Source organism: Bradyrhizobium sp. CIAT3101 (assembly GCF_029714945.1).
Taxonomy (GTDB): domain Bacteria; phylum Pseudomonadota; class Alphaproteobacteria; order Rhizobiales; family Xanthobacteraceae; genus Bradyrhizobium.
Genome location: NZ_CP121634.1, coordinates 4860058 through 4881739 on the forward strand (window position 1 = coordinate 4860058; position 21682 = coordinate 4881739).

Here is a 21682-nt window from a genome sequence, read left to right on the forward strand (position 1 = left end):
GTCGGAAAACCGCTTCGCACTTTTCCGGATCAGGCGCTACCTAATCACGGATGGCCCCTGGTCCGGTAGTGCGACGTCGATGACGCGAAACTGCACGCGCTCGGCGCCCTGATAGCGATCGACCGACAAGGAGCCCGCGACATGCAATTGCTGGCCGCGATTGGCGAGCAGTGCGTTGCCGAGCTTTTGCCCGACCGAGCGGAACGCGATGCCATTGACGATGGCGCCGTCGCCCGACTTGAAGCGTAAACGCAGATGCGCCTGCCCGACCTCGTCGGCAAAGACGAGCTGATGCGCCGGCAGCGCCAGCACGGCTTCCGGATTGCCGCTGCCGAACGGCCCTGCGCGATTGAGCGTGGTCGCAAGCTCCGTCGTCACTGCGCGCGCCGAGATCGCGCCGTCGATATAGAGCTCGTTGACATGGCGCGCCTCGGCGACGTCCTGCGCCAGCGCGTTTTCGAGATAGGCGCGGAATTCGGCGAGCTTCTCTTTCCGCAGCGTCACGCCCGCGGCCATCGCGTGACCGCCGCCCTTCAGCAGGATGCCGTCAGTGACCGCTTGCCGCACCACCTTGCCGAGATCGACACCGGCGATCGAGCGGCCCGAGCCGGTGCCGATACCGCCGGGTTCGAGGGCAATCGCGAAGGCGGGCCGCGAAAACTTCTCTTTCAGGCGCGATGCGACAAGGCCGACCACGCCGGGATGCCAGCCTTCGGACGCGGTGACGATCACGCCGAGCTTGTCCTCGAGCCCGATCGATGCGAGCGCTTCGGCTTCGGCCTGCGCTTCGGCCGCCTGCTCGATGACGCGGCGCTCGCTGTTGAGACGGTCGAGTTCGGCCGCGATACGCGCGGCTTCGACGCTGTCGGCCTCGAGCAACAGCCGCACGCCGAGATCAGCGCGGCCGATGCGGCCGCCGGCATTGACGCGTGGGCCCAGCATGAAGCCGAGATGCCAGGCTTCCGGCGGGCCATTCAGCCGCGCCACGTCCATCAGCGCGGTATGGCCGACATGGTCGCGCCGCCGCATCGCGATCAGTCCCTTGGCGACGAAGGCGCGGTTCAGGCCGATCAGTGGCGCCACGTCAGCGACGGTGCCGAGCGCGACGTGGTGCAGCATGCCGAGCAGATCGGGCTCGGGCATCTCCGCATTCCAGAAGCCGCGCTGGCGAAGCTCGCGATTGACGGCGACCAGCGTGACCAGCACGAGACCGACGGCGGCGAGATGGCCGAGGCCGGAGAGATCGTCGAGACGGTTCGGATTGACCAGGGCGTCGACCTCCGGCAGCTCCGTCCCGGCCTGGTGGTGGTCGATCACGACGACGGACATGCCGAGGCGTTTGGCTTCGGCGAGCGGCTCGATGCTGGTGGTGCCGCAATCGACGGTGACCAGCAGGGTTGCGCCCTTGGCCGCAAGGCCGCGAACCGCGTCGACGTTTGGGCCGTAGCCCTCAAAGATGCGGTCGGGAATGTGGATCAGCGGATCGAGCCCGCAATGGCGCAGGTGCCAGGCCAGCAGCGCCGCCGAGGTCGCGCCGTCGACGTCGTAATCGCCGAAGATCGCGACCTTCTCGCCCTTCGCCACGGCATCAGCAATCCGCTTCGCGGCGGCTTCCATCTCCGTCACCGTGAACGGGTCCGGCATGAGCTTTCGGATGGTCGGATCGAGGAAGTCGGCGACCGCGTCGATGTCGACACCGCGGCCGGCCAGCACCCGGGCCAGCAGTTCGGGCAGTTGGTGCTGCTGCACGATGGCAAGCGCCTTGGCCGCCCCGCGCGGATCGAGCCGGTCGCGCCAGAGCTTGTCGGTGAGCGAGCGCGCCACGCCCAGGAAGGCCTGGGGCATTTCAACGGGCAAGGCGGTGGCGGGCGGCGTCATAAGGGGAAGTCGGCTGTTGGGAGCTCGGGACCCGGACAAGCGCGGATGTCCGGTCACTGGGCTGGAAAGGATTGGCCGGCAATCCCTCGGAATTTGCAACGGCCGGACCGCACAAAGCGGTGGATTGCCGCTTTGCTGCGCTGACTGACTACCATTTAGGCATTCCGCAAAACAGCAAATTAAGCGGGCGTTAGGCGGAATCTTCGAAAAGGAATCTTATTCGATCTGTAAGCGATTGTTCCGGGTTCATTGCAGATCAGGCCTCATTGCCAAGGGAAGTGCCCGATGTCTGCTGCGCTGGGTCTGAAAACCAAGCCGACCACCACCGAACCCGCCGACGACGATTCCGACATCTCCGCGCTGATCAACCGCCTGACCGCGGAGGTCAACCAGATCGCGGTCGACAAGACCAAGTCGATCCAGCAGATCACCAACCAGATGAAGATGCTGGCGCTGAACGCGCTGATCGAGAGCTCGCGGGCCGGCGCGCAGGGCGCGGGCTTCGCGGTGGTGGCGCAGGAGGTCCGCGGTGTCGGCCAGCAGGTCGAGACCATCGCGCGCGAGCTCGAGACGCAGCTGACCAAACGCACCGGCGATCTCGTCGCCTCGATCGACCGCATGAGCCAGCGGTCGCGCGGCGAGCGGATGATGGATCTCTCCCTCAATGCGGTCGAGCTGATCGACCGCAACCTCTATGAGCGTACCTGCGACGTGCGCTGGTGGGCCACCGATTCCGCCGTGGTCGATTGCGCGGCCTCGCCTGCGCCGGCCGCAGTCAGCTACGCCTCGCAGCGCCTCGGCGTCATCCTCGGCGCCTACACCGTCTATCTCGACCTCTGGCTCTGCGACCTCGACGGCAACGTCATCGCCAACGGCCGCGCGGATCGCTTTCGTGTGGTCGGCCAGAACGTCGCCCACACCAAATGGTTTCGCGAGGCAAAGACCTTGCGCTCCGGCGACGACTATGTCGCCGGCGACATCGAGAACCAGCCGCTGCTCGGCAACGCGCAGGTCGCGACCTACTGCGCCAGCGTCCGCGCCGGCGGCCAGGCCAACGGCGCGCCGATCGGCGTGCTCGCCATCCATTTCGACTGGGAGCCGCAGGCGCGCGCGATCGTGCAAGGCGTGCGCGTCGGCGATGCCGACAAGGCCCGCGTGCTGCTGGTCGACTCGCATTTCCGCGTCATCGCCGCCTCCGACGGCCAAGGCATCCTGAGCGAACGCATCTCGATCTCGCTCAACGGCCAGCGCTCCGGCTTCTACCAGGACCGCTCCGGCGCGATGATCGCCTTCCATGCGACGCCGGGTTACGAGACCTATCGCGGGCTTGGCTGGTACGGCGTGATCGTCTGCGCGACGTGAGGCCGACGAAAACAACCCCATGCACAGTAGCGGGCGGGTTGTTTTCTTAGCGGTTTCTGTTTTCGATCTGGCGTGACGAAAGCGGCCCGCGATTTTTCGCGTGATGCCGTTTGACACGTCGGGCAAAACACCGGCATTCTGCGACGATGGCGTCGTTCGCGAGCGAGGCTGACGACTGGCGCGCCCCGCAATGTCCAAACCTCCGCTTTCCGACCCCGTCGCCCGCGCCACCTCCGACAGCACGGGAAGCGCCCCGCGTGACGGCTTTGCCGATCTCGTGCCTGAGCTCAGCGTCTCGAACATCCAAACCAGCCTGGCGTTCTGGCGAGACCTGCTCGGCTTCGACATCGCCTATGACCGCCCTGACGCCCGATTTGCCTATCTGGTCAGGGGCCGTTTGCAGGTGATGCTGTGCGAGCTGAACGGACGATGGGAGACGGCGGAGATGAAGCCGCCGTTCGGGCGCGGCATCAATTTTCAGATGGTCGTCGATCGCGTCGATCCGATCCTGCGCACGCTCGAAGGCGCGAAATGGCCGCTCTACGAGCGGCCGAACGAGGCCTGGTATCGGGTCGGCGATCGCGAAGTCGGGCAGCGTGAGTTTCTCGTGCAGGATCCCGATGGCTATTTGATCCGCCTGGTCGAACGCCTGGGGATACGCGCGCCGTCGTAGCCCCGACCGCGCTAGGCCCTGGCGACGCGCTCTCCGACCGTGTGCAATGCTGCACCTCCGAGCGTCTGCGACGGGCGCTCGCCGAACATCGCAAGGTAATATTGCGCGAACCGGCCGAGCTCGTAAAAGCCTTGCTCCATCGCGACGGCCGCTACGGTGGTCGAGCCGGGCGCGCTCTGGTGCAGGATCGAGTGAACGGCGCAGAGACGCTTGTGCCGAAGGAAGCTGACCGGACCGAGACCGAACACCTCCTGGAAGGCGCGGTGCAAGGTGCGGCGCGACACGGTTAGCGCCGCACAGATCTCCGACACATGCACCGGGCGGGAGCCGGCCTCATCGAGGTAGTCCTCAACCCTGCGGATCAGCCGTCGCGCCGAAGGCAACCAGCCGCCGTCGTCGGGCGGCAGCGACGACATGACGTTGGCCGCCATGCATTCGACGATCGATCGCTTCCAGAAATCCGCCGTCGACGGCGTCAGGCCAAGCTTGTTGGTGCCCAGATGCGACATGATCCGAACCAGGCGGCGCGATGCGATCGCGCCAGTCTCGAGGTCCGCCCGGAAATGGCCACGGCTGCGCCAGGTGTCGGGATCGCTCAGCCTCGTCTCGCCGCCGAACAAGGATGCGACTTCGTTGAGGTCGAGGCGCATCGCGGCATAAGCGGACCCGCCGTGAAAGACCCCGTCATGCTCGAGCAACGGCGGGATCACAAGCACGTCATTGAGCTGCATGTCGAACGACCAGTGCGCGACGCGGTCTTCGGCCGCCAGCAGCATTCCGATGATCAGCTTGTCGTCGCTGGAGACACGCTGTGTGCGCATACCTACATTGAACGTTCCGATGCTGAGCGAGAAATCGCCGATGCCGATATGGGACAACGTTCCGCGTAATCGCCCGCGGCCGAGTTGCATCACATCGACATGCGAACCGTGGACGGCCTGCTGAAGTCCTTCGAAACCGTCCAGCTTTTTCGAATCAACCAGAAGAAATTGCCCCATGGCTGAACCCTGTTGCTGAAGGGCGGCTATTCTGGGGCAGGCGAAAGTGAAGTACCACCCTAGCGCGAGTCCATGCGACAAAGTGATCTGGTGCTTTGATCTAAATCAATACTGTATTTGATGCGAGCTAAGTACCAGATCGCGCTGCGGATTGAGCGATTCGCGACATGGGTCATTAAGTCTCACCTGTCGCTCACACGTACTGGCACAAACTGCACATCACAGCTGCCAAATCTTCGGATACCGTTTGCAACCTTAGCGATTTCGACAGAACGCGCTCCGCAGATGGCGGAGCGCACGTGGCCGGTATTTGCCGCGTGCTGGACTACGTGCGCGCAAGGAAAGAGATGTTGACGCAATGAGGCGTCTTCCTCTCCCCGAGCGCCAAAAAAGAGGGGACCAGATAATGCGTCCAATGAGCCGGGGAACGTGCCGTCGTCTGCCAATGTCTACGCCTTAGCGTCAGGTGGGATACGCGTATCGGAGTGTCCACCATGCTGCGGGCGGATCTGGATCACTGCGAGTGGTTGCCGGATGACGTGAAGACCGGCGAGATGGTCTTCATTCCCGGCGGGACGTTTCGCATGGGATCCGACCATCATTATCCCGAGGAGGCGCCGAGCCATCGCGTCTCCGTCGATGGGTTCTGGATCGATCGCACGCCGGTCACCAACCGGCAGTTCAAGCAGTTCGTCAATACCACCGGCCATGTCACTGAGGCGCAGATCGTTCCCGACCCGAAGGATTATCCCGGCGCGCTGAAGGAGATGCTCTACGCGGGCTCGCTGGTGTTCTCGCCCCTGCCCCGCATCACCGACCTCAAGGACTGGAGCCAGTGGTGGTCGTTCATGCGCGGCGCCAACTGGCGCCATCCCTACGGCCCCGGCAGCAACATCAAGGGTCTCGACGACCATCCGGTCGTGCACGTCTCCTACAGCGATGCGTCGGCCTATGCGCGCTGGGCCGGCAAGGAGCTGCCGACGGAGGCCGAGTGGGAATTCGCGGCGCGCGGCGGCCTCGAGGGCGAGGAGTTCGCCTGGGGCGATGCACTTATGCCCGGCGGCAAGCATATGGCCAACATCTGGCAGGGTAACTTCCCTGTCCAGAATCTCGGCGAGGATGGGTTCGAGCGTACCTCGCCGGTCATGGCCTTCCCGCCGAATGGCTACGGCCTTCACGACATGATCGGTAATGTCTGGGAGTGGACCTCCGACTGGTGGTCGGCCAAGCACACGGCCGACGCCGCAAAGCCCTGCTGCATCCCGAGCAATCCCCGCGGCGGCCGTGAGGAGGCGAGCTTTGATCCATGTCAACCAGACATCCGCATCCCGCGCAAAGTCTTGAAGGGCGGCTCGCATCTTTGCGCGCCGAATTATTGCCGCCGCTATCGCCCTGCCGCGCGGCACGCTGAGCCCATCGATACCTCGACCAGCCACGTCGGTTTCAGATGCGTGGTGCGAGCGCCGCTTGCCAATCAACGCGAACAAGAAGGACGTCCGGCAACATAGGGAGCCAGGAATGAGTGGCGAATTGGAGAACAACAAAAACCAGTCGCGGGCTGACAAGTCGATCGATCGCAGAAACCTTCTTTTGGGAACATCCTCGCTCGTCGCGGCCGCGGCGCTGACCTCCGATGCATTCGCGCAGGCGGCTCCCGCTGCGTCATCGTCCAATTCGGGCAGTAAGCCGAATATTCTCTTCATCATGGGTGACGACATCGGCTGGTTCAATGTCAGCGCCTACAATTTGGGAATCATGGGCTATCGCACGCCCAATATCGACCGCATCGGAAAAGAAGGCGCTATCTTCACCGACTGGTACGGCCAGCAAAGCTGCACGGCGGGCCGCGCGGCCTTCATCACCGGGCAATCACCGATACGCACCGGCCTGACCAAGGTCGGTCTGCCCGGCGCAGAACTCGGGCTCGGACCGCTGGATCCAAGCGTCGCCGACGTCCTCAAGACTTACGGTTATGCCACCGGTCAGTTCGGCAAGAACCATCTCGGCGACCGCGACGAGCATCTGCCGACCGCGCACGGCTTCGATGAATTCTTCGGCAACCTCTACCATCTCAACGCCGAGGAGGAGCCGGAGAACCCCGACTATCCGAAGGATCCCGAGTTCCGCAAGAAGTTCGGGCCGCGCGGCGTGCTCAAGGCCACCAGCGACGGCAAGATCGAGAACACCGGACCGCTCAATACCAAGCGCATGGAAACCGTGGACGAGGAATTTCTCGAAGCGGCGAAGGATTTCATCAACCGCCAGCACCGGGCCAACAAGCCGTGGTTCTGCTACTTCAACTCGACCCGGATGCACATCTTCACGCATCTGAAGAAGGAGTCGCAGGGCAAGACCGGCCTCGGCACCTATCCCGACGGCATGGTGGAGCACGACGGCATGGTCGGAGAGCTGTTGAAGCTCGTGGATGATCTCGGCGTCGCCAACAACACCATCGTCGTCTACACCACCGATAACGGCGCCGAAGCCTTCACCTGGCCTGACGGTGGTACGACGCCGTTCAAGGGCGAGAAGGCCACCAACTGGGAAGGCGGCTTCCGGGTGCCATGCCTGATCCGTTGGCCGGGTGTCATCCAGCCGGGCAAGGTCATCAACGACGTCTGCTCGCATGAGGACTTCATCCCGACATTTGCTGCCGCCAACGGCGAGACCGACCTCGTTGAGAAGGTCAAGAAGGGGTACACGCTCAACGGCAAGACCTTCAAGGTCCAGCTCGATGGCATGAATCTGATGCCGTTCCTCAAAGGTGACGTCCCGAGGTCACCACGCGAAGAGTTCTTGTACTGGAGTGACGACGGCGACCTGATGGCCATTCGCGTGCGGGACTGGAAGATCACGTTCATGGAGCAGAACGTCGAGATCAATCCGAAGGAGCCGCTTGGTCCATGGATGGGGCAATTCAACAGGCTCCGCGCCCCCACCCTCTATAATTTGCGGACCGATCCGTTCGAGCGCGGTCCGACCAGCATCTACTACGCGGACTGGCATGCGCATCGGGCGTTCCTTCTCGTACCGGCCCAAGCCATCGTCGGGAAATACCTCGAGAGCTTCAAGGAATTTCCGCCACGCGCAAAGGCCGCGAGCTTCACGGTCAGCGACGCCATGGAGAAGATCTACGCGGCATCGAACAGGTGATGGCGGCTTTGAATGGACCGGCCGCGGCTTGCTGCGGCCGAAGTCCAGCGAGGAAGCATGGCAGATTTCAGCTCGGTTCAGCCCGTAGAAGCAAGGGTTAGCGCTCGTTCATCGGCGCGAGACGCGGTGCTCGATCTCAAGTCACGCATTGGCAAGTCCGTGCTTGGTCAGGATCGTCTCGTGGAGAGCATGCTGATTGGGCTGCTCGCCAACGGCAATATGCTGATCGAGAGCCTGCCAGGTCTCGCCAAGACCCGCGCAGTCAAGACGCTGGCAAAACATCTGGCCGCGGACTTGTCACGCGTGCAGTTCACCCCCGATCTGCTGCCATCGGACGTGACCGGCGCGGAAATCTACGTTCAGACCGACAAGGGCGGCCAGTTCGAGTTTCAGAAGGGCCCGATCTTCGCCAATCTGGTGCTGGCCGACGAGATCAACCGTGCCCCGGCCAAAGTGCAATCCGCGCTGCTCGAAGCCATGGAAGAGCGCCAGGTCACGGTCGCCGGCAAGACCTACAAGATGCCCGATCTGTTCATGGTGCTCGCGACCGAGAATCCGATCGAGCAGGAAGGCACCTACCCCCTCCCCGAAGCCCAGCTCGACCGCTTCCTGATGCATGTCGTCATCACCTATCCCGACGAGGCGACGGAAGCCGAAATCATCCGCCTCAACCGCGCGGAGAACGCACAGGCACCGAAGGATCACGCCGCCGCGCCGCCACCGATCCCGCAGCAGGAAATTCTCAATGCGCGCGGCGAGATCGACGGCATCTTCGTCTCTGATCTCGCCGAGAAGTACATGGTCGACGTCATCTCCGCGACGCGCTTCCCCAACCGTTATGGCGAGCCCCTGAGCAAATGGATCCAGGTCGGCGCAAGCCCTCGCGGCAGCCTCGCGCTCGACCGTTGTGCCCGTACCCGCGCATGGCTCGACGAGTACGACTTCGTGACACCCGACCATGTTCGCGCCGTCGTCCACGACTGCCTGAGGCACCGGATCATCCTCAGCTACGAGGCCGTGTCCCAGGGCGTCAGCCCCGACCAGGTGATCGACAAGATCACCGAGCTCGTCGCGGCAGCCTGAGGCCGACATGCCCGAGACATCAGCCAAACTGCCGGGAGCCAAACTGCCAGGTGTCTATGTCGATCTCGACGACCTGATCGCGCTCGAATATCGCGGACGCAAGGTCTCGTTCCTGCCGCGTCAGCCGGTCCACAGCCTGCTTTCGGGACGCTTTGCCTCACGCATGCGCGGCCGTGGCCTGAACTTCGAGGAAATCAGGGACTATCGCGCCGGCGACGACGTCCGCTCGATCGACTGGAAAGTGACGGCGCGCCTGCGCAAGCCGCATATCCGTGTCTTCAACGAAGAGCGTGACCGGCAAACGATCCTCGTGGTCGACCAGCGCCTGTCGATGTTCTTCGGCAGCCGACGCGCGATGAAATCGGTGACGGCCGCGGAGGCAGCCGCGATCGGCGCCTGGCGGGTGCTTGGCGTCGGCGACCGCATCGGCGGCGTGGTGTTCGGCGACCAGGGCATCACGGAGGTGACGGCGCGTCGCAGCCGGGCGACCGTGCTCCAGATCCTCGCCGCCGTCGTCGCGCAGAACCAGGCGCTCGGTGTCGGGCGCGGTCTCGTCTCCGCGCCGGCGATGCTCAATGCCGCGCTTGATCGTGCGCGGCGTCGCGCGCCACATGATGCGGCCGTGATCATCATCAGCGATTTCGATGGCGCCGACGAGACGACGCGGGGCATGGTCGCCGACATGGCGCGGCACAACGATGTGATCGCCGTGCTGGTCCATGATCCCCTGCAAAGCGATCTGCCGTCGTCGGCCACCATGACCGTGACCGACGGCGAATTGCAGATCAGGCTCGACGTCGGCCGTGACAGCGTTCGCGAAAATCTATCGCGAGCCACTCAGGATCGCCTCAAGGGTATCTTCGACTGGTCGCATGAACTCGGAATCCCGGTGCTGCCGCTCAGCGCCGCGGAGGACACCGCCGCACAACTTCGCCGCCTGCTCGGCGGCCTCTCGGCGCGCCATGGTGGTGGTACCCGCCACAACCGGACGGAGGCGGCCCTTGGCTGAAGCTCCATCCGCAACGGCAGATCCTGTCGCCGGCCTGATCGACGTCCCGCTGCCGCGTGAGGTGAGCCTCTGGCCACAAACCTGGGAGGCGCGGCTCGCGATTGGCCTGCTGCTGCTGGCGATGGTTGCGGCGGTGTGGCGCTATGTGCATCGACGCCGCGTTGACCGCTATCGCCGCGAAGCGCTCGCGGAGCTTTCGCGGATCGAGCATGCCGGCAATTCGGGGCCTTCGGAACTGCTGTCGAGGCTCACCGTGCTGGTGCGGCGCACGTCGCTGGCCGCCTTCCCGCGCGCTCAGGTCGCGCCCCTGATCGGGCCGGCATGGCTCTCTTTCCTCGATCGCAGCTATGGCGGCGAGGAGTTCTCTCGTGGCGTGGGCCGCCTGCTCGTGAGCGGTCCGTACCAGCAGATGCCGCCCGAACCGGCCGAGCTGCAATCGCTGCTTCGGCTCGTCCGCCTCTGGATCAGGGGGCACCATGCTTGAATTCGCCTGGCCATGGCTGCTTCTGTTGTTGCCGCTGCCAATCCTGGCGTGGTGGCTGTTGCCGCCCTACCGGGCGCGACAGGCCTCGATCCAGGTGCCGTTCTTCGACAGGCTGGCGGCCGCAACGGGACAGACGCCGCAGCAGGGCGCGGTCATCCTGGAACGCCGGGCCGTGCAGATGATCGCCGCCGTGGCGATCTGGACATTGCTGGTGATTGCGCTCGCGCGCCCGCAATGGGTCGGCGATGCCGTGACGCGGGACGTGTCCGCGCGCGACCTGATCCTGGCGATCGATATCTCGGGCTCGATGGACCAGAACGATTTCAAGGCCTCCGACGGCAAGCTGCTGACCCGTCTCGACGGCGTGAAGCGCGTGGTCAGTGATTTCATTGCCCGCCGCAAGGGCGACCGGGTCGCCCTCCTCCTGTTCGGCACCAAGGCCTATGTGCAGGTGCCGTTCACCCAGGACCTGCAAACGGCGCAGCAATTGCTCGATCAGGCCGCAGTCGGCATGGCCGGCCAGCAGACCGCGATCGGTGACACGATCGGCCTTGCCATCAAGACATTCGCGGCCAGCACGGCAAAACAAAAGCTGCTGGTTCTCCTGACCGACGGCAACGACACCGCGAGCCGCGTGCCGCCCGAACACGCCGCCGACATCGCCCATCAGAACGACGTCGCCGTCTACACGATCGGTGTCGGCGACCCCGCCGCTTCCGGCGAAAACCGCGTCGATCTCGGGGTCCTTCAGCGCGTCGCGACCACCACGGGCGGGCACTTCTTCAGAGCCGAGGATGGCGCCGAGCTGCAGGCGATCTACGCCGACATCGACCGGCTGGCGCCGGCGAAACTTCAGACCCTGTCGTGGCGGCCGAAGCTACCGCTGTTCCAGTGGCCGCTCGGCGCGGCCGTCATGCTTGGCCTGCTGCTGTGGCTCGCACTCCTGCTCGGCAGCGAGTGGCGCCGGATGAGGAGCGTCAGCCATGCATGACGCAACCATGATGTCCTTCCATCTGTTGCGGCCGCTCTGGTTGCTCGCGCTGATCCCGCTCGCTGTGGTGTTGGTCGTCCTGCTGCGCCGTCAAAGCGCGAGCGCGCAATGGGGCGGCGTGATCGCCCCCCATCTCCTCACGCACCTGATCGTGCGGCCGCAGCAGGGACGCCACGTCAATCCGCTCTATCTGGTGGCCGCCGCCATGACGCTCGGGATCGTCGCGCTGTCCGGACCGACCTGGCGGCGGGAGCTGCCGCCCTTTGTCGAGGACAAGGCGCCTCTGATGGTCGCACTCGCCGTCGGCTCCTCGATGGGCGGGACCGATATCGCGCCGTCGCGCCTCGAACGCGCCAAGCAGAAAGTCAGCGATCTGCTGGCGGCCCGCGCCGGTGCCCGGACCGGCCTTGTCGCCTATGCCGGCACCGCGCATCTTGTGATGCCACCGACCGATGACCGCGCCGTGATCGCGCCATTCCTGGCCGCGCTGTCTCCGGGCCTGATGCCCACGGACGGCAAGAACGTTGCTGCCGCAACCGCTCTTTCTGCCGAAGCGCTGGCGACCGAACCTGTCGCCGGAACCATCCTCCTTGTCGCCGACGATCTCGGCACTGCCGATGCGGCCGCCATGCGGCAAGCCGCCGGGCGCAACAGCCTCGTCGTCCTTGCGGTCAGCGCTGACGATTCTGCGCTGCCGGCCGGCATCGATGCCGTCAAGGTCAGCATCGACGGCTCCGACATTGCGCGGCTGGAGCGACGGATCGAGACACGCTTTCAGGCCGCGCAGGGTGATGCGTTCGGTACCCAATGGCGCGACGAAGGCTATTGGCTGCTGCCGCTGCTGGCGCTGCTGAGCCTGCTCTGGTTCCGGCGCGGCACGACCGTGGCCTGGATTTTGGCTCTCTGCATCGTCTCGCACGCGGCGCCGTCGCGCGCCGGGGGATCCTCGGGGTTCACCGGCCTGTGGCTGACGCCCGACCAGCAGGGACGGCTGGCGTTCGACCGCAGCGAGTATCGGGCTGCGCAAAATCTGTTCGCCGATCCGATCTGGCGCGGCATCTCGGCCTACCGCAGCTATGACTTCATCGCAGCCGCCGAGGAATTCGCGCGCGTCGATACGCTCGAGGGCAAATTCGCGCTTGGCAATGCCCAGGCGCAAAACCACGCCTATGAGAAGGCCCTGAAGACCTACGACGAGGTGTTGAAGGCGCAGCCCGCCAACGCCGCAGCAAAGACCAACCGCGCCATCGTTCAGGCGGCGCTGGACGCGGCGGAGGCGAAGCGCCGAAAGCAGGAGCAGGACGATTCCGCGCCGCCGGACGAGAAGGCCGACGAGACGCGCATCGATCCCAACCAGAAAGGCGGCAAGAGGATCACCGTCACGCCGCAGGACGTCACCACCGCAGGCGCGGCCGAAGCCTGGATGCGTCAGGTCCAGACCTCGCCGGCCGATTTCCTCAAGCTGAAATTCGCGATCCAGGACGCAGCGCCTGCGCAGCGAAAGGCCGCGCCATGAAACGATGGATCGGATCAGCCATGGTCTGGACCACCGCCGTGCTGCTGCTGCAATCGCACGCCTTCGCGCAGGAGCCGGTCGCCGCGGAGCCGATCGTGCAGGTGACGGCCGATCCGCCGCGCGTCGTGGTAGGGCAGCCCGTGACGCTGCGGATCGTCGTGCTCGCGCCCAACTACATGACGTCGCCGCCCGAACTGCCCGACTTCCAGGTCCGCAATGCCGTGACCAGGCAACTGCAGAGCGTCAATACCACCGAGCAGCGCGACGGCGTGTCCTATGCCGGCGTGCAGTACGAATATGCCATCTCGCCGCAAGAGCCCGGCACCTATGCGATTGCGGACCAGAGCGTCAGCATCAAATACGCCGCCGCCCCTCCCGCCACGCGTGAGCTGAGCGTCGCGCTGCCGCGTGTGTCGTTCGAGGCCTTCATTCCGGATGCGGCCGCCGCGCTTCGTCCGTTTGTGTCAGCCCAAAAGCTGGTTGCAGAACAGCAGATCAAACGTTCGTCCGACCCGCTCAGGGCCGGCGACGCCATCACCCTGACGGTCACGATCACCGCCGAGGGGACACCGGCGATGCTGCTGCCCCCGCTGCAATTTTCGGCGGTCGACGGCCTGCGGCTCTATCCGGCGCAGCCTCAGCTCGAGGACAAGACGCAGGCGCGTACCGACGTCATGACCGCGACCCGGATCGAGTCCGCGACCTATATGGTGGAACGACCCGGCACCTATGCGCTGCCCGCGATCGAGATCGGCTGGTGGAACGTCACCGGCGGCAAGGTCGAGCGGGTCCATCTCGACGGTGTGGCTTTCACCGTTGCCGCAACTCCCGGGATGACAGGCGAGCGGCCTGTCGGCCAATCGGGCGGCACTTGGAGCTGGGCCGGCATTCGCGACGTCCTCGCAGACCATTGGTTGATCGTCCTGCTCGCAGCCATCATCGCTGTGGGCCTCGGCCTGATAGCGCCGCGCGCGATCCGGCGAGCGAGCGCCGATCATCGACGACGCCGAGACGCCTATCGCCGGTCGGAGGCCTTTGCATTCCACCAGCTTCGCCGCGCGATCGGCCGCCGGGACGCAAGCCGGGCCTATTTCGCATTGCTCGATTGGTTGCCGCACCTCAAGGCCGCCCCGGACAACACCGCCGCGGCCTTTCGCGCGGCTGCAGCCGATCCGGCGCTCGACGCGCAGATCGAGGCGCTCGAGCGCACACTCTTTTGCAAGGGACGCAACGCCGCTCCCTGGTCGCCCAACGAGATGATGCGCCATCTGACCACGGCGCGCCGCAATCTGCGACCGCGCGAGAGGCACGGCCGCAGCAGAGGCCTCCCCTTATCCATCAATCCGGCCGGGCCTTCGTCCACGCCTGCGCATGACCGCAGGAGGCCCGCCAGATGAGCGAAGCACGTTGAGACCAGACAAGCACCAGAACGGAACTCGTCGTCACCAGCACAAACAACCCTTGAGTAACCGAGGAGCGTCAAATGAGCAGTAAAACGACCAGGCACGACACCAGCACGGATTCCGCCTCCGATACCGCGCGAGCCATTCATCGCCGGGCGGTTCTGCTCGGCACATCGTCGATCGTCGCGACGGCCGCGCTGACCTCACAGGCCGTTGCCCAGGCGCAGAAGGCTGCGCCGTCGCCAACACCCGCCGCGGCGCCGCCGAGCGGACGCAAGCCCAATATCCTCGTCATCTTCGGCGACGACATCGGCATTCCCCAGATCAGCGCCTACACCATGGGCATGATGGGCTACCGCACGCCCAACATCGACCGGATCGCGCGCGAAGGCGCGATCTTCACGGACTCCTACGGCCAGCAGAGCTGCACGGCCGGCCGCGCCTCCTTCATCCTCGGCCAGGAGCCGTTCCGGACCGGCCTGCTCACGATCGGCATGCCCGGCGATCCCCATGGCATCCAGGACTGGATGCCGACGATCGCGGACGTGCTGAAGACGCAAGGCTATGCCACCGGCCAGTTCGGCAAGAACCATCTCGGCGATCGCGACGAGCATCTGCCGACCAAGCACGGCTTCGACGAATTCTTCGGCAATCTCTATCACCTCAATGCGGAGGAAGAGCCGGAGGGCTATTTCTACCCAAAGGATCCGAATTTCCGGAAACAGTACGGCCCGCGCGGCGTGCTCAAGACATCGGCCGACGGCAAGATCGAGGACACCGGCCCTCTGAATACCGCGCGGATGCCGACGGTGGACGAGGAGTTTCTCGGCGGCGCCAAGGATTTCATCGGACGTCAGGCACGGGCCAACCGTCCGTTCTTCGTCTGGTTCAATTCAACGCGGATGCATGTCTTCACGCATCTGAAGGCGTCGTCGCTCGGCAAGACCGGCAAGGGTATGCATGCCGACGGCATGGTCGAGCATGACGGCATGGTCGGCGAACTGCTGCAGCAACTCGACGATCTCGGCATCGCCGACAACACGATCGTCCTCTACACCACGGACAACGGCGCCGAGCTCGCGCTGTGGCCCGACGGCGCGCAGACGCCGTTCCATGGCGAGAAAGGCACGACCTGGGAAGGCGGCATGCGCATTCCCATGATGGTCAGGTGGCCCGGCGTCGTGAAGCCCGGCACGCAATACAACGAGATCATCTCGCTGATCGACTGGTTCCCGACCCTCTGCGCCGCTGCCGGGATCCCGGACATCAAGGAGAAGATGAAGACCGGCTTCGCCGGCGCCGGCGGCAAAAGCTTCCGGGTTCATCTCGACGGCTACAACTTCATGCCGTTCTTCAAGGGAGAGACCACCACGCCGCCGCGGGACGCACTCTACTATTTCGACCAGGGCGGCAATCTCAACGCCATCAGGTGGAACGACTGGAAGCTGAGCTTCGCGACAGCCTCCAAGGGAAATATCGCGACCGCGACCCGCGAAATTCCCGCATGGTCGCTGATCGCGAACCTGCGCATGGACCCCTATGAGCGCGGCATGGAGGACGGCGGTGGAGCGATCGACTTTCTCGCCAGGAACATGTGGCTGATCGTGCCGGTGCAGGGGAAGATCAAGGAGTTCTTCTCCGACTTCGACCAGTTCCCCTATCAGGAAGGCAGCTCGCTGAACGCGAGCGGCATCAATTACGGCCTGCTTCGGCAGCAGGCGGCCTTGAAGCGGCTCAATGAGCTCGAACGCATGAAGCCGCAATAGCCGGAGCGAGGGATGGAAGGGGAGATGCAATGATGGCACGGCTCGCTGCTTTGCTGCTTGCATGCTTGGCCGGCATCGCCGCTGCGATGGCGCAGCCGGCTGATTCCCTGCCCTCCTGGAACGACGGCGCGGCGAAATCGGCGATTGCCGATTTCGTCGCGCGCGTCACGCGCGACGGCGGCCCGGACTTCGTGCCGCCCGCCGAGCGCATCGCCGTATTCGACAATGACGGCACGCTGTGGTGCGAGCAGCCGATCTATTTCCAGTTCGCGTTCGGGCTCGACCAAATCAAGGCGATGGCGCCGCAGCATCCGGAATGGAAGCAGCAGCAGCCGTTCAAGGCGTTCCTCACAGGCGACAAGGACGCCCTCGCCGCTCAGGGCCAAAAGGGAATGCTCACCCTGCTCGCGGTGGCGCACAGCGGCATGACGACGGACGCTTACGCCCGATCGGTCGGCGACTGGCTGGCGCAGGCCCGGCATCCGCGGTTCAACCGGACCTACGATGAGCTGATCTACCAGCCGATGGTGGAGCTGCTCGCCTATCTGCGCGCGAACGGTTTCAAGACCTTCATCGTCTCCGGCGGCGGCGTCGAGTTCATGCGGGTGTGGGCCGAGAAGGCCTACGGCATTCCGCCGGAGCAGGTCGTGGGCTCGTCCGGCGTCACGCAGTTCAAGATCGGCGCCGACGGCCTGCCGGTCCTGATGAAGCTGCCGAAGGTCGAGTTCATCGACGACGGCCCCGGCAAGCCGTCGGGCATCAACCGCTTCATCGGCCGCCGCCCGATCCTTGCCTTCGGCAATTCGGACGGCGACCAGCAGATGCTGCAATGGACCGCGGCCGGCTCCGGTGCGCGCTTCCTCGGCATCGTCCACCACACCGACGCCGCACGCGAATACGCCTACGACCGCCAGTCGAAGGTCGGAAAGCTCGACAAGGCCTGGGACGAGGCAGTGCAGCGCGGCTGGACCGTCGTCGACATGGCCAAGGATTGGAAGACGGTGTTCGCGTTCGAGCGCGGCAGCACGGGAGCGTCGCAATGACGGGAAACTGGCGATGGATCTGACGGGCAATAGGCAGAAGAGCAAGAAGAGGTACAAAATGTCTGAGCATACCGACGTGGCACGACTGGCAGGCTGCATTCTGGTCCTCGCCGGCGGCATAACGATAGCGCCGGCGACGCTATCGGCCGCCCCGCTTCAACCGACCGCGATCCAGCACGACGCCACGGCGTCGCCTGACCTCATCGAGGTCCGCGCGGCCGGTCGCCGCGGTGGTGCAGCGGTTGGCCCTCGTGGCGGTGCGGTCGTTCATCGCGGCGGGGCTGCCGTCGGTCCGCGTGGCGCGGCCTATCGCGGTACCACCGTCGTCAGAGGACCTCGGGGCAACGTCGCAGCTCGCAGCACGACGGCGGTCGCCGGACGTGGCGGCTGGGCACGGCCGGGCTGGTATGGCTGGCCGCGCGGCGGCGCAATTGCCGCGGGTGCGGCGATCGGCGTCGTGACAGCAGCAACGGCCGCCGCATGGGCCGGCGCAGCTCCCGCGCCCGGCATGTGCTGGTACTACACCGATCCGTCCCGCACCCAGGGCTTTTGGGACTATTGCCAGTGACGGCGGCGCGCCAATGACACCGGGGCGGCCATCATGAGCGGCTACGACATCTTTGCCTGGATCGTGCTGGTGATCCTGCTCGCTAGCGGCGTCGCCGTGATCTGCATCGCCGGATGGCTGCCCGGTCATATCGCCAAATCGCGCAACCATCCCTACGCACAGGCAGTGGCGGTCGCGGGCTGGATCACGCTGTTCTTCGGCTTCGCGCTATGGCCCCTCGCCTTCATCTGGGCCTATGTCGACGTGCCATCGCGCAAGGCAGGAGATGCGTGATGGCCATCGCGATCCTCAACATCTACCTCGTGCTGCTGTTCCTGCTGGTGCATTTCGGAGTCGTGCGCTTCAACCTGTTCTGGAAAGTATCACCGGCGATCGTGATGGTGCTGGTGCTGCTGGGCTTGCTGATCCCGATGGGCTGGGGCGCGCCGCAAGGCGCAGCGCTGGTGGTGCGCAACGCGGTCTCGATCGTGCCTGACGTCGCGGGCGAAGTGACCGACGTCCCCGTCGTCGCCAACGTGCCGCTGCGGTCCGGCGACGTGCTGTTCAAGATCGACCCGACACCTTACGCGGCACAAGTGAAGGCGATCAACGCCCAGTTCAAGCTCGCGAAGACACGGCTCGGCCAGATGACCGAGCTCTACGAGAAGGATTCCGGCCGCGGCTTCGACGTGGAGCAGCGCCAGTCCGAGGCCGACCAGCTCTCCGGCCAACTCGAGGCGGCGCAGTGGAATCTCGACAAGACGGTCGTGCGCGCGCCAGCCGACGGCTACGTCACCAACCTCGCGCTGCGCAAGGGCGCGCGGGTGGCTAATTTGCCGCTGTCGCCGGTGATGGCGTTCATCGACACCTCCTCGACCATCATCGGCGTCGAGATCAACCAGATCGATGCGCGTTACGTCGCGCCCGGCCAGGAGGTCGAGGCCACGTTCAAATTCGCACCCGGGCAAATCTTTAGCGGCAAGGTCGAGAGCGTGCTCCAGGCGATTGCGACCGGCCAGGCGCAGACCTCTGGAACGGCCGTGCTGCCGCAGACGATCGAGGCGGCGCCGTTCGTCGTCCGCGTCAGGCTCGACGATGCCGAGTTTGCCAAGCGCCTGCCCGCCGGCAGCGCCGGCACGGCCGCGATCTACACCGATCACGTCAAGCCGGCGCATATCGTTCGCCGCGTGGTGCTGCGCCAGCTTGCGATCCTGAATTACGTCAATCCGTTCTGAACGAGAGGACTCCATGAGAAGAGCCACGTTAATCGCATCGATCCTGCTCCTGACCGCCCCCCTCGCCTCCGCGCAATCGCCGGTACCGGTGACACCGCATAATTTTGCTCGCGCCGAAAGCGACATGTACTTCAGCAGGTTCGTCAAGGACGGCTCGTTTGGGAAGTTTGTCCATACGCGCGAGCCGGCGCCGATCGACAAGCAAGCCGTGATCCGGATCAACCGCGACACCGTCTACTCTCAAGGCGTGTTCGATCTCGATGCAGCTCCCGTCACCGTGACGATGCCGGATTCCGGGAAGCGCTTCATGTCGCTCCAGGTCATCGACGAGGATCATTATACGCATGACGTCTTCTACAAGCCGGGCAGTCACACGTTCACCCGAAAGGGCATCGGCACCCGCTATGTACTGTTGCTGGTCCGCACGCTGATCGATCCCAACGACGCCAACGACATCAATCAGGTCCATGCGCTTCAGGACCAGATCCGCGTCAAGCAGGACAGTCCCGGCAAGTTCGAGGTCCCGAGCTGGGATGAGGCCAGCCAAAAGAAGGTTCACGACGGCCTGGCACTGATGGGCTCGACCATGAAGGATTTCAAGGGCGCCTTCGGAGCGAAAGGACAGCTCGACCCCGTCAACCGCCTGATCGGCACGGCGACCGGCTGGGGCGGCAATCCCGACAAGGATGCGACCTATCTCGGCAATACGCCGGCCAAGAACGACGGCACTACGATCTACAAGCTCGATGTGAAGAACAACGTGCCCGTCGACGGCTTCTGGTCGGTCAGCGTCTACAACGCCGAAGGCTTCTTCGAGAAGAACGCACAGAACGCCTACACACTGAACAACATCACCGCGAAGAAGGAGTCCGACGGCTCGGTCGCGATCCAGTTCGGCGGCTGTGACGGCAAGATCCCGAACTGCCTGCCGATCACCAAGGGCTGGAATTACACCGTCCGACTCTATCGGCCGCGCGAGGAGATTCTGAACGGAAAGTGGAAGTTTCCGGAGCCACAGCCGGTGAGCGGGACATGACGCAATGGAGGTTGTGATGGGACGAGCGATCCTTGGCGCGGTCGCCATCATGCTGTCTGCATTGAATGCGCACGCGCAGAGCATCTCGCCTGACGACCTCACCGCGCGGAATATCCAGCGCCGCGCGGTCGAGGCGATGATCTGGAGCATGCCGGCGGTAAATACCGACCTCATGCTCCAGGCCATGCTCAAATCGACCAAGGCGAAGTCGAACGAAATCGTCTATTGGTCGAAGCCCGTGAACTGGAAGAACCAGACGCTGACGCCCAATCCGGATTCGATCTATTTCATGTCGTTCTGGAACGTGAAGGACGGACCCATCGTCGTCGAAATCCCGCCGGCGGACGGCGGCTCGATCGCCGGCAATATCGTGACACTCTGGCAGATGCCGCTGGAAGACACCGGCCCCGAAGGCGCCGACAAGGGTCAAGGCGGCAAATACCTGATCCTGCCACCCGGCTACAAGGGCGAGGTGCCCCAGGGGTTCATCGCGCTGCAGTCCGATGTCTACAGCGGGTTTGCACTGCTGCGCTCCAATCTCGCCGGCCATGGCGATGCCGATATCGCCAAGTCGGTTGCCTATGGCAAGCGCATCAAGGTGTATCCGCTCACGAACGCGCAGGAGCCACCGCCCACCAATTCCACCGATGCCTACGACGTCATGTACGACTCGACGATCGCCTACGATGCGAGCTTCTATCGCAGCCTCGACCACGTGGTGCAGAACGAGCCATGGCTGGATCGCGACCGCGCCATGATCGACCAGCTCGCGACCATCGGCATCGTCAAGGGCAAGCCGTTCAATCCGGACCAGAAGACCGTCGCGCTGCTCGATCAGGCGGCGCGCGAAGCGCACGCATTTCTGGCTCAGATCTACGACGCAGGCTTTCCTGTCCTTAACCCCGGCATTCGCTGGTTTCCGGCGGCCGTGCCGGAGATGGTGAAGGCGGCCAGTGGTGGCTACGGCGATCCGAATGCCTATCCGATCGACATGCGCGGCGTGACCTACACGCTCGGCTACACGGGTATCAAGCGGCTCGGGACGGCGCAATTCTATTTGATGGCGAACAAGGACAGGGACGGTCAGCCGTTCGAAGGCAGTGCCATCTATCGTTTGACCGTCCCGGCGAATGCGCCGGTCCGGAATTACTGGTCCGCCACCGTCTACGACCGTGAAACCCACGCCCTGGTGCGCAACATGCCGAGCGCCAGCCGCGCCTCGATCAGCCCCGGCCTCCCGAAAAACGCCGACGGCTCGGTCGATGTCTATTTCGGCCCGAAGGCGCCCGACGGCAAGGAAGCCAATTGGGTGCCGACCGACCCTGCCCGCAAGTTTGAGCTGCTGTTCCGGCTCTACGGGCCGGAAAAGCCGCTGTTCGATCACAGCTGGAAGCTGCCCGATGTCGAGCGGGTCGCGACCACGATCGGAGGCGCCACGAAATAGATGAGCCATGACGACGGCTTTGAGGGACGATCGGACTTGTTCGGGTGGATGACTTGATGGG

19 protein-coding genes are annotated in these 21682 nt (G+C 64.6%); 17 read left to right on the top strand and 2 right to left on the bottom strand.

Annotation, left to right across the window (positions count from 1 at the left end; genetic code table 11):
• Positions 1-36: 36 nt before the first annotated feature.
• Complete coding sequence (recJ, locus tag QA645_RS23055) at positions 37-1878, bottom strand: single-stranded-DNA-specific exonuclease RecJ (RefSeq protein WP_283044037.1); 1842 nt, start codon at positions 1876-1878, stop codon at positions 37-39.
• A 285-nt stretch (positions 1879-2163) separates the two neighbouring features.
• Between recJ and QA645_RS23060 the strand changes: the two genes are divergently transcribed.
• Together QA645_RS23060 and QA645_RS23065 are read left to right on the top strand one after the other, a co-directional pair.
• Entirely contained in the window at positions 2164-3240 is a 1077-nt protein-coding gene (locus tag QA645_RS23060; RefSeq protein WP_254131288.1) for a methyl-accepting chemotaxis protein, read from the top strand.
• Positions 3241-3430: 190 nt separating this feature from the next.
• Positions 3431-3913, top strand: coding sequence for a VOC family protein (locus tag QA645_RS23065; protein ID WP_283044038.1), 483 nt, complete (start codon positions 3431-3433; stop codon positions 3911-3913).
• 11 nt (positions 3914-3924) lie between these two features.
• On the opposite strand, the gene QA645_RS23070 is transcribed toward QA645_RS23065, so the two are convergent.
• A complete protein-coding gene (locus tag QA645_RS23070) occupies positions 3925-4911 on the bottom strand; it encodes a helix-turn-helix domain-containing protein (RefSeq protein WP_283044039.1) in 987 nt (328 codons plus the stop codon).
• A gap of 494 nt (positions 4912-5405) precedes the next feature.
• On the opposite strand from QA645_RS23070, the gene QA645_RS23075 reads away from it, so the two are divergent.
• The 15 genes from QA645_RS23075 to QA645_RS23145 all read left to right on the top strand — a co-directional run bounded on the left by QA645_RS23075 (position 5406) and on the right by QA645_RS23145 (position 21621).
• On the top strand, positions 5406-6419 hold the full coding sequence (locus QA645_RS23075) for a formylglycine-generating enzyme family protein (RefSeq protein ID WP_283044040.1): 1014 nt from the start codon (positions 5406-5408) through the stop codon (positions 6417-6419).
• 10 nt (positions 6420-6429) lie between these two features.
• The gene (locus tag QA645_RS23080) at positions 6430-8064 is read left to right on the top strand and encodes an arylsulfatase (RefSeq protein WP_283044041.1); all 1635 of its coding nucleotides are present in this window, start codon (positions 6430-6432) and stop codon (positions 8062-8064) included.
• Between the two features lie 57 nt (positions 8065-8121).
• Positions 8122-9147 (top strand): AAA family ATPase, encoded by a 1026-nt coding sequence (locus tag QA645_RS23085; protein ID WP_283044042.1) that lies wholly within the window; start codon positions 8122-8124, stop codon positions 9145-9147.
• 7 nt (positions 9148-9154) lie between these two features.
• Positions 9155-10156 (top strand): DUF58 domain-containing protein, encoded by a 1002-nt coding sequence (locus QA645_RS23090; RefSeq protein WP_283044043.1) that lies wholly within the window; start codon positions 9155-9157, stop codon positions 10154-10156.
• Positions 10149-10640, top strand: coding sequence for a DUF4381 domain-containing protein (locus tag QA645_RS23095; protein WP_283044044.1), 492 nt, complete (start codon positions 10149-10151; stop codon positions 10638-10640). Before QA645_RS23090 ends, QA645_RS23095 begins: the two co-directional genes overlap by 8 nt.
• The gene (locus QA645_RS23100) at positions 10633-11631 is read left to right on the top strand and encodes a VWA domain-containing protein (RefSeq protein WP_283044045.1); all 999 of its coding nucleotides are present in this window, start codon (positions 10633-10635) and stop codon (positions 11629-11631) included. The genes QA645_RS23095 and QA645_RS23100 overlap by 8 nt, the downstream gene beginning before the upstream one ends.
• A complete protein-coding gene (locus tag QA645_RS23105) occupies positions 11624-13147 on the top strand; it encodes a VWA domain-containing protein (RefSeq protein ID WP_283044046.1) in 1524 nt (507 codons plus the stop codon). The genes QA645_RS23100 and QA645_RS23105 overlap by 8 nt, the downstream gene beginning before the upstream one ends.
• Positions 13144-14544 (top strand): BatD family protein, encoded by a 1401-nt coding sequence (locus QA645_RS23110; protein WP_283044047.1) that lies wholly within the window; start codon positions 13144-13146, stop codon positions 14542-14544. The genes QA645_RS23105 and QA645_RS23110 overlap by 4 nt, the downstream gene beginning before the upstream one ends.
• Before the next feature lie 86 nt (positions 14545-14630).
• The gene (locus QA645_RS23115) at positions 14631-16316 is read left to right on the top strand and encodes an arylsulfatase (RefSeq protein WP_283044048.1); all 1686 of its coding nucleotides are present in this window, start codon (positions 14631-14633) and stop codon (positions 16314-16316) included.
• Between the two features lie 29 nt (positions 16317-16345).
• Positions 16346-17359, top strand: a complete 1014-nt coding sequence (locus QA645_RS23120; RefSeq protein WP_283044049.1) for an HAD family hydrolase — start codon at positions 16346-16348, stop codon at positions 17357-17359.
• 58 nt (positions 17360-17417) lie between these two features.
• Entirely contained in the window at positions 17418-17927 is a 510-nt protein-coding gene (locus tag QA645_RS23125; protein ID WP_283044050.1) for a hypothetical protein, read from the top strand.
• Between the two features lie 33 nt (positions 17928-17960).
• Positions 17961-18200, top strand: a complete 240-nt coding sequence (locus QA645_RS23130; protein ID WP_254131274.1) for a DUF3302 domain-containing protein — start codon at positions 17961-17963, stop codon at positions 18198-18200.
• Entirely contained in the window at positions 18200-19141 is a 942-nt protein-coding gene (locus QA645_RS23135; RefSeq protein ID WP_283044051.1) for an efflux RND transporter periplasmic adaptor subunit, read from the top strand. The genes QA645_RS23130 and QA645_RS23135 overlap by 1 nt, the downstream gene beginning before the upstream one ends.
• A gap of 13 nt (positions 19142-19154) precedes the next feature.
• Entirely contained in the window at positions 19155-20177 is a 1023-nt protein-coding gene (locus QA645_RS23140; RefSeq protein ID WP_283044052.1) for a DUF1254 domain-containing protein, read from the top strand.
• Positions 20178-20193: 16 nt separating this feature from the next.
• Positions 20194-21621, top strand: coding sequence for a DUF1254 domain-containing protein (locus QA645_RS23145; RefSeq protein ID WP_283044053.1), 1428 nt, complete (start codon positions 20194-20196; stop codon positions 21619-21621).
• The last annotated feature ends 61 nt before the right edge of the window (positions 21622-21682 follow it).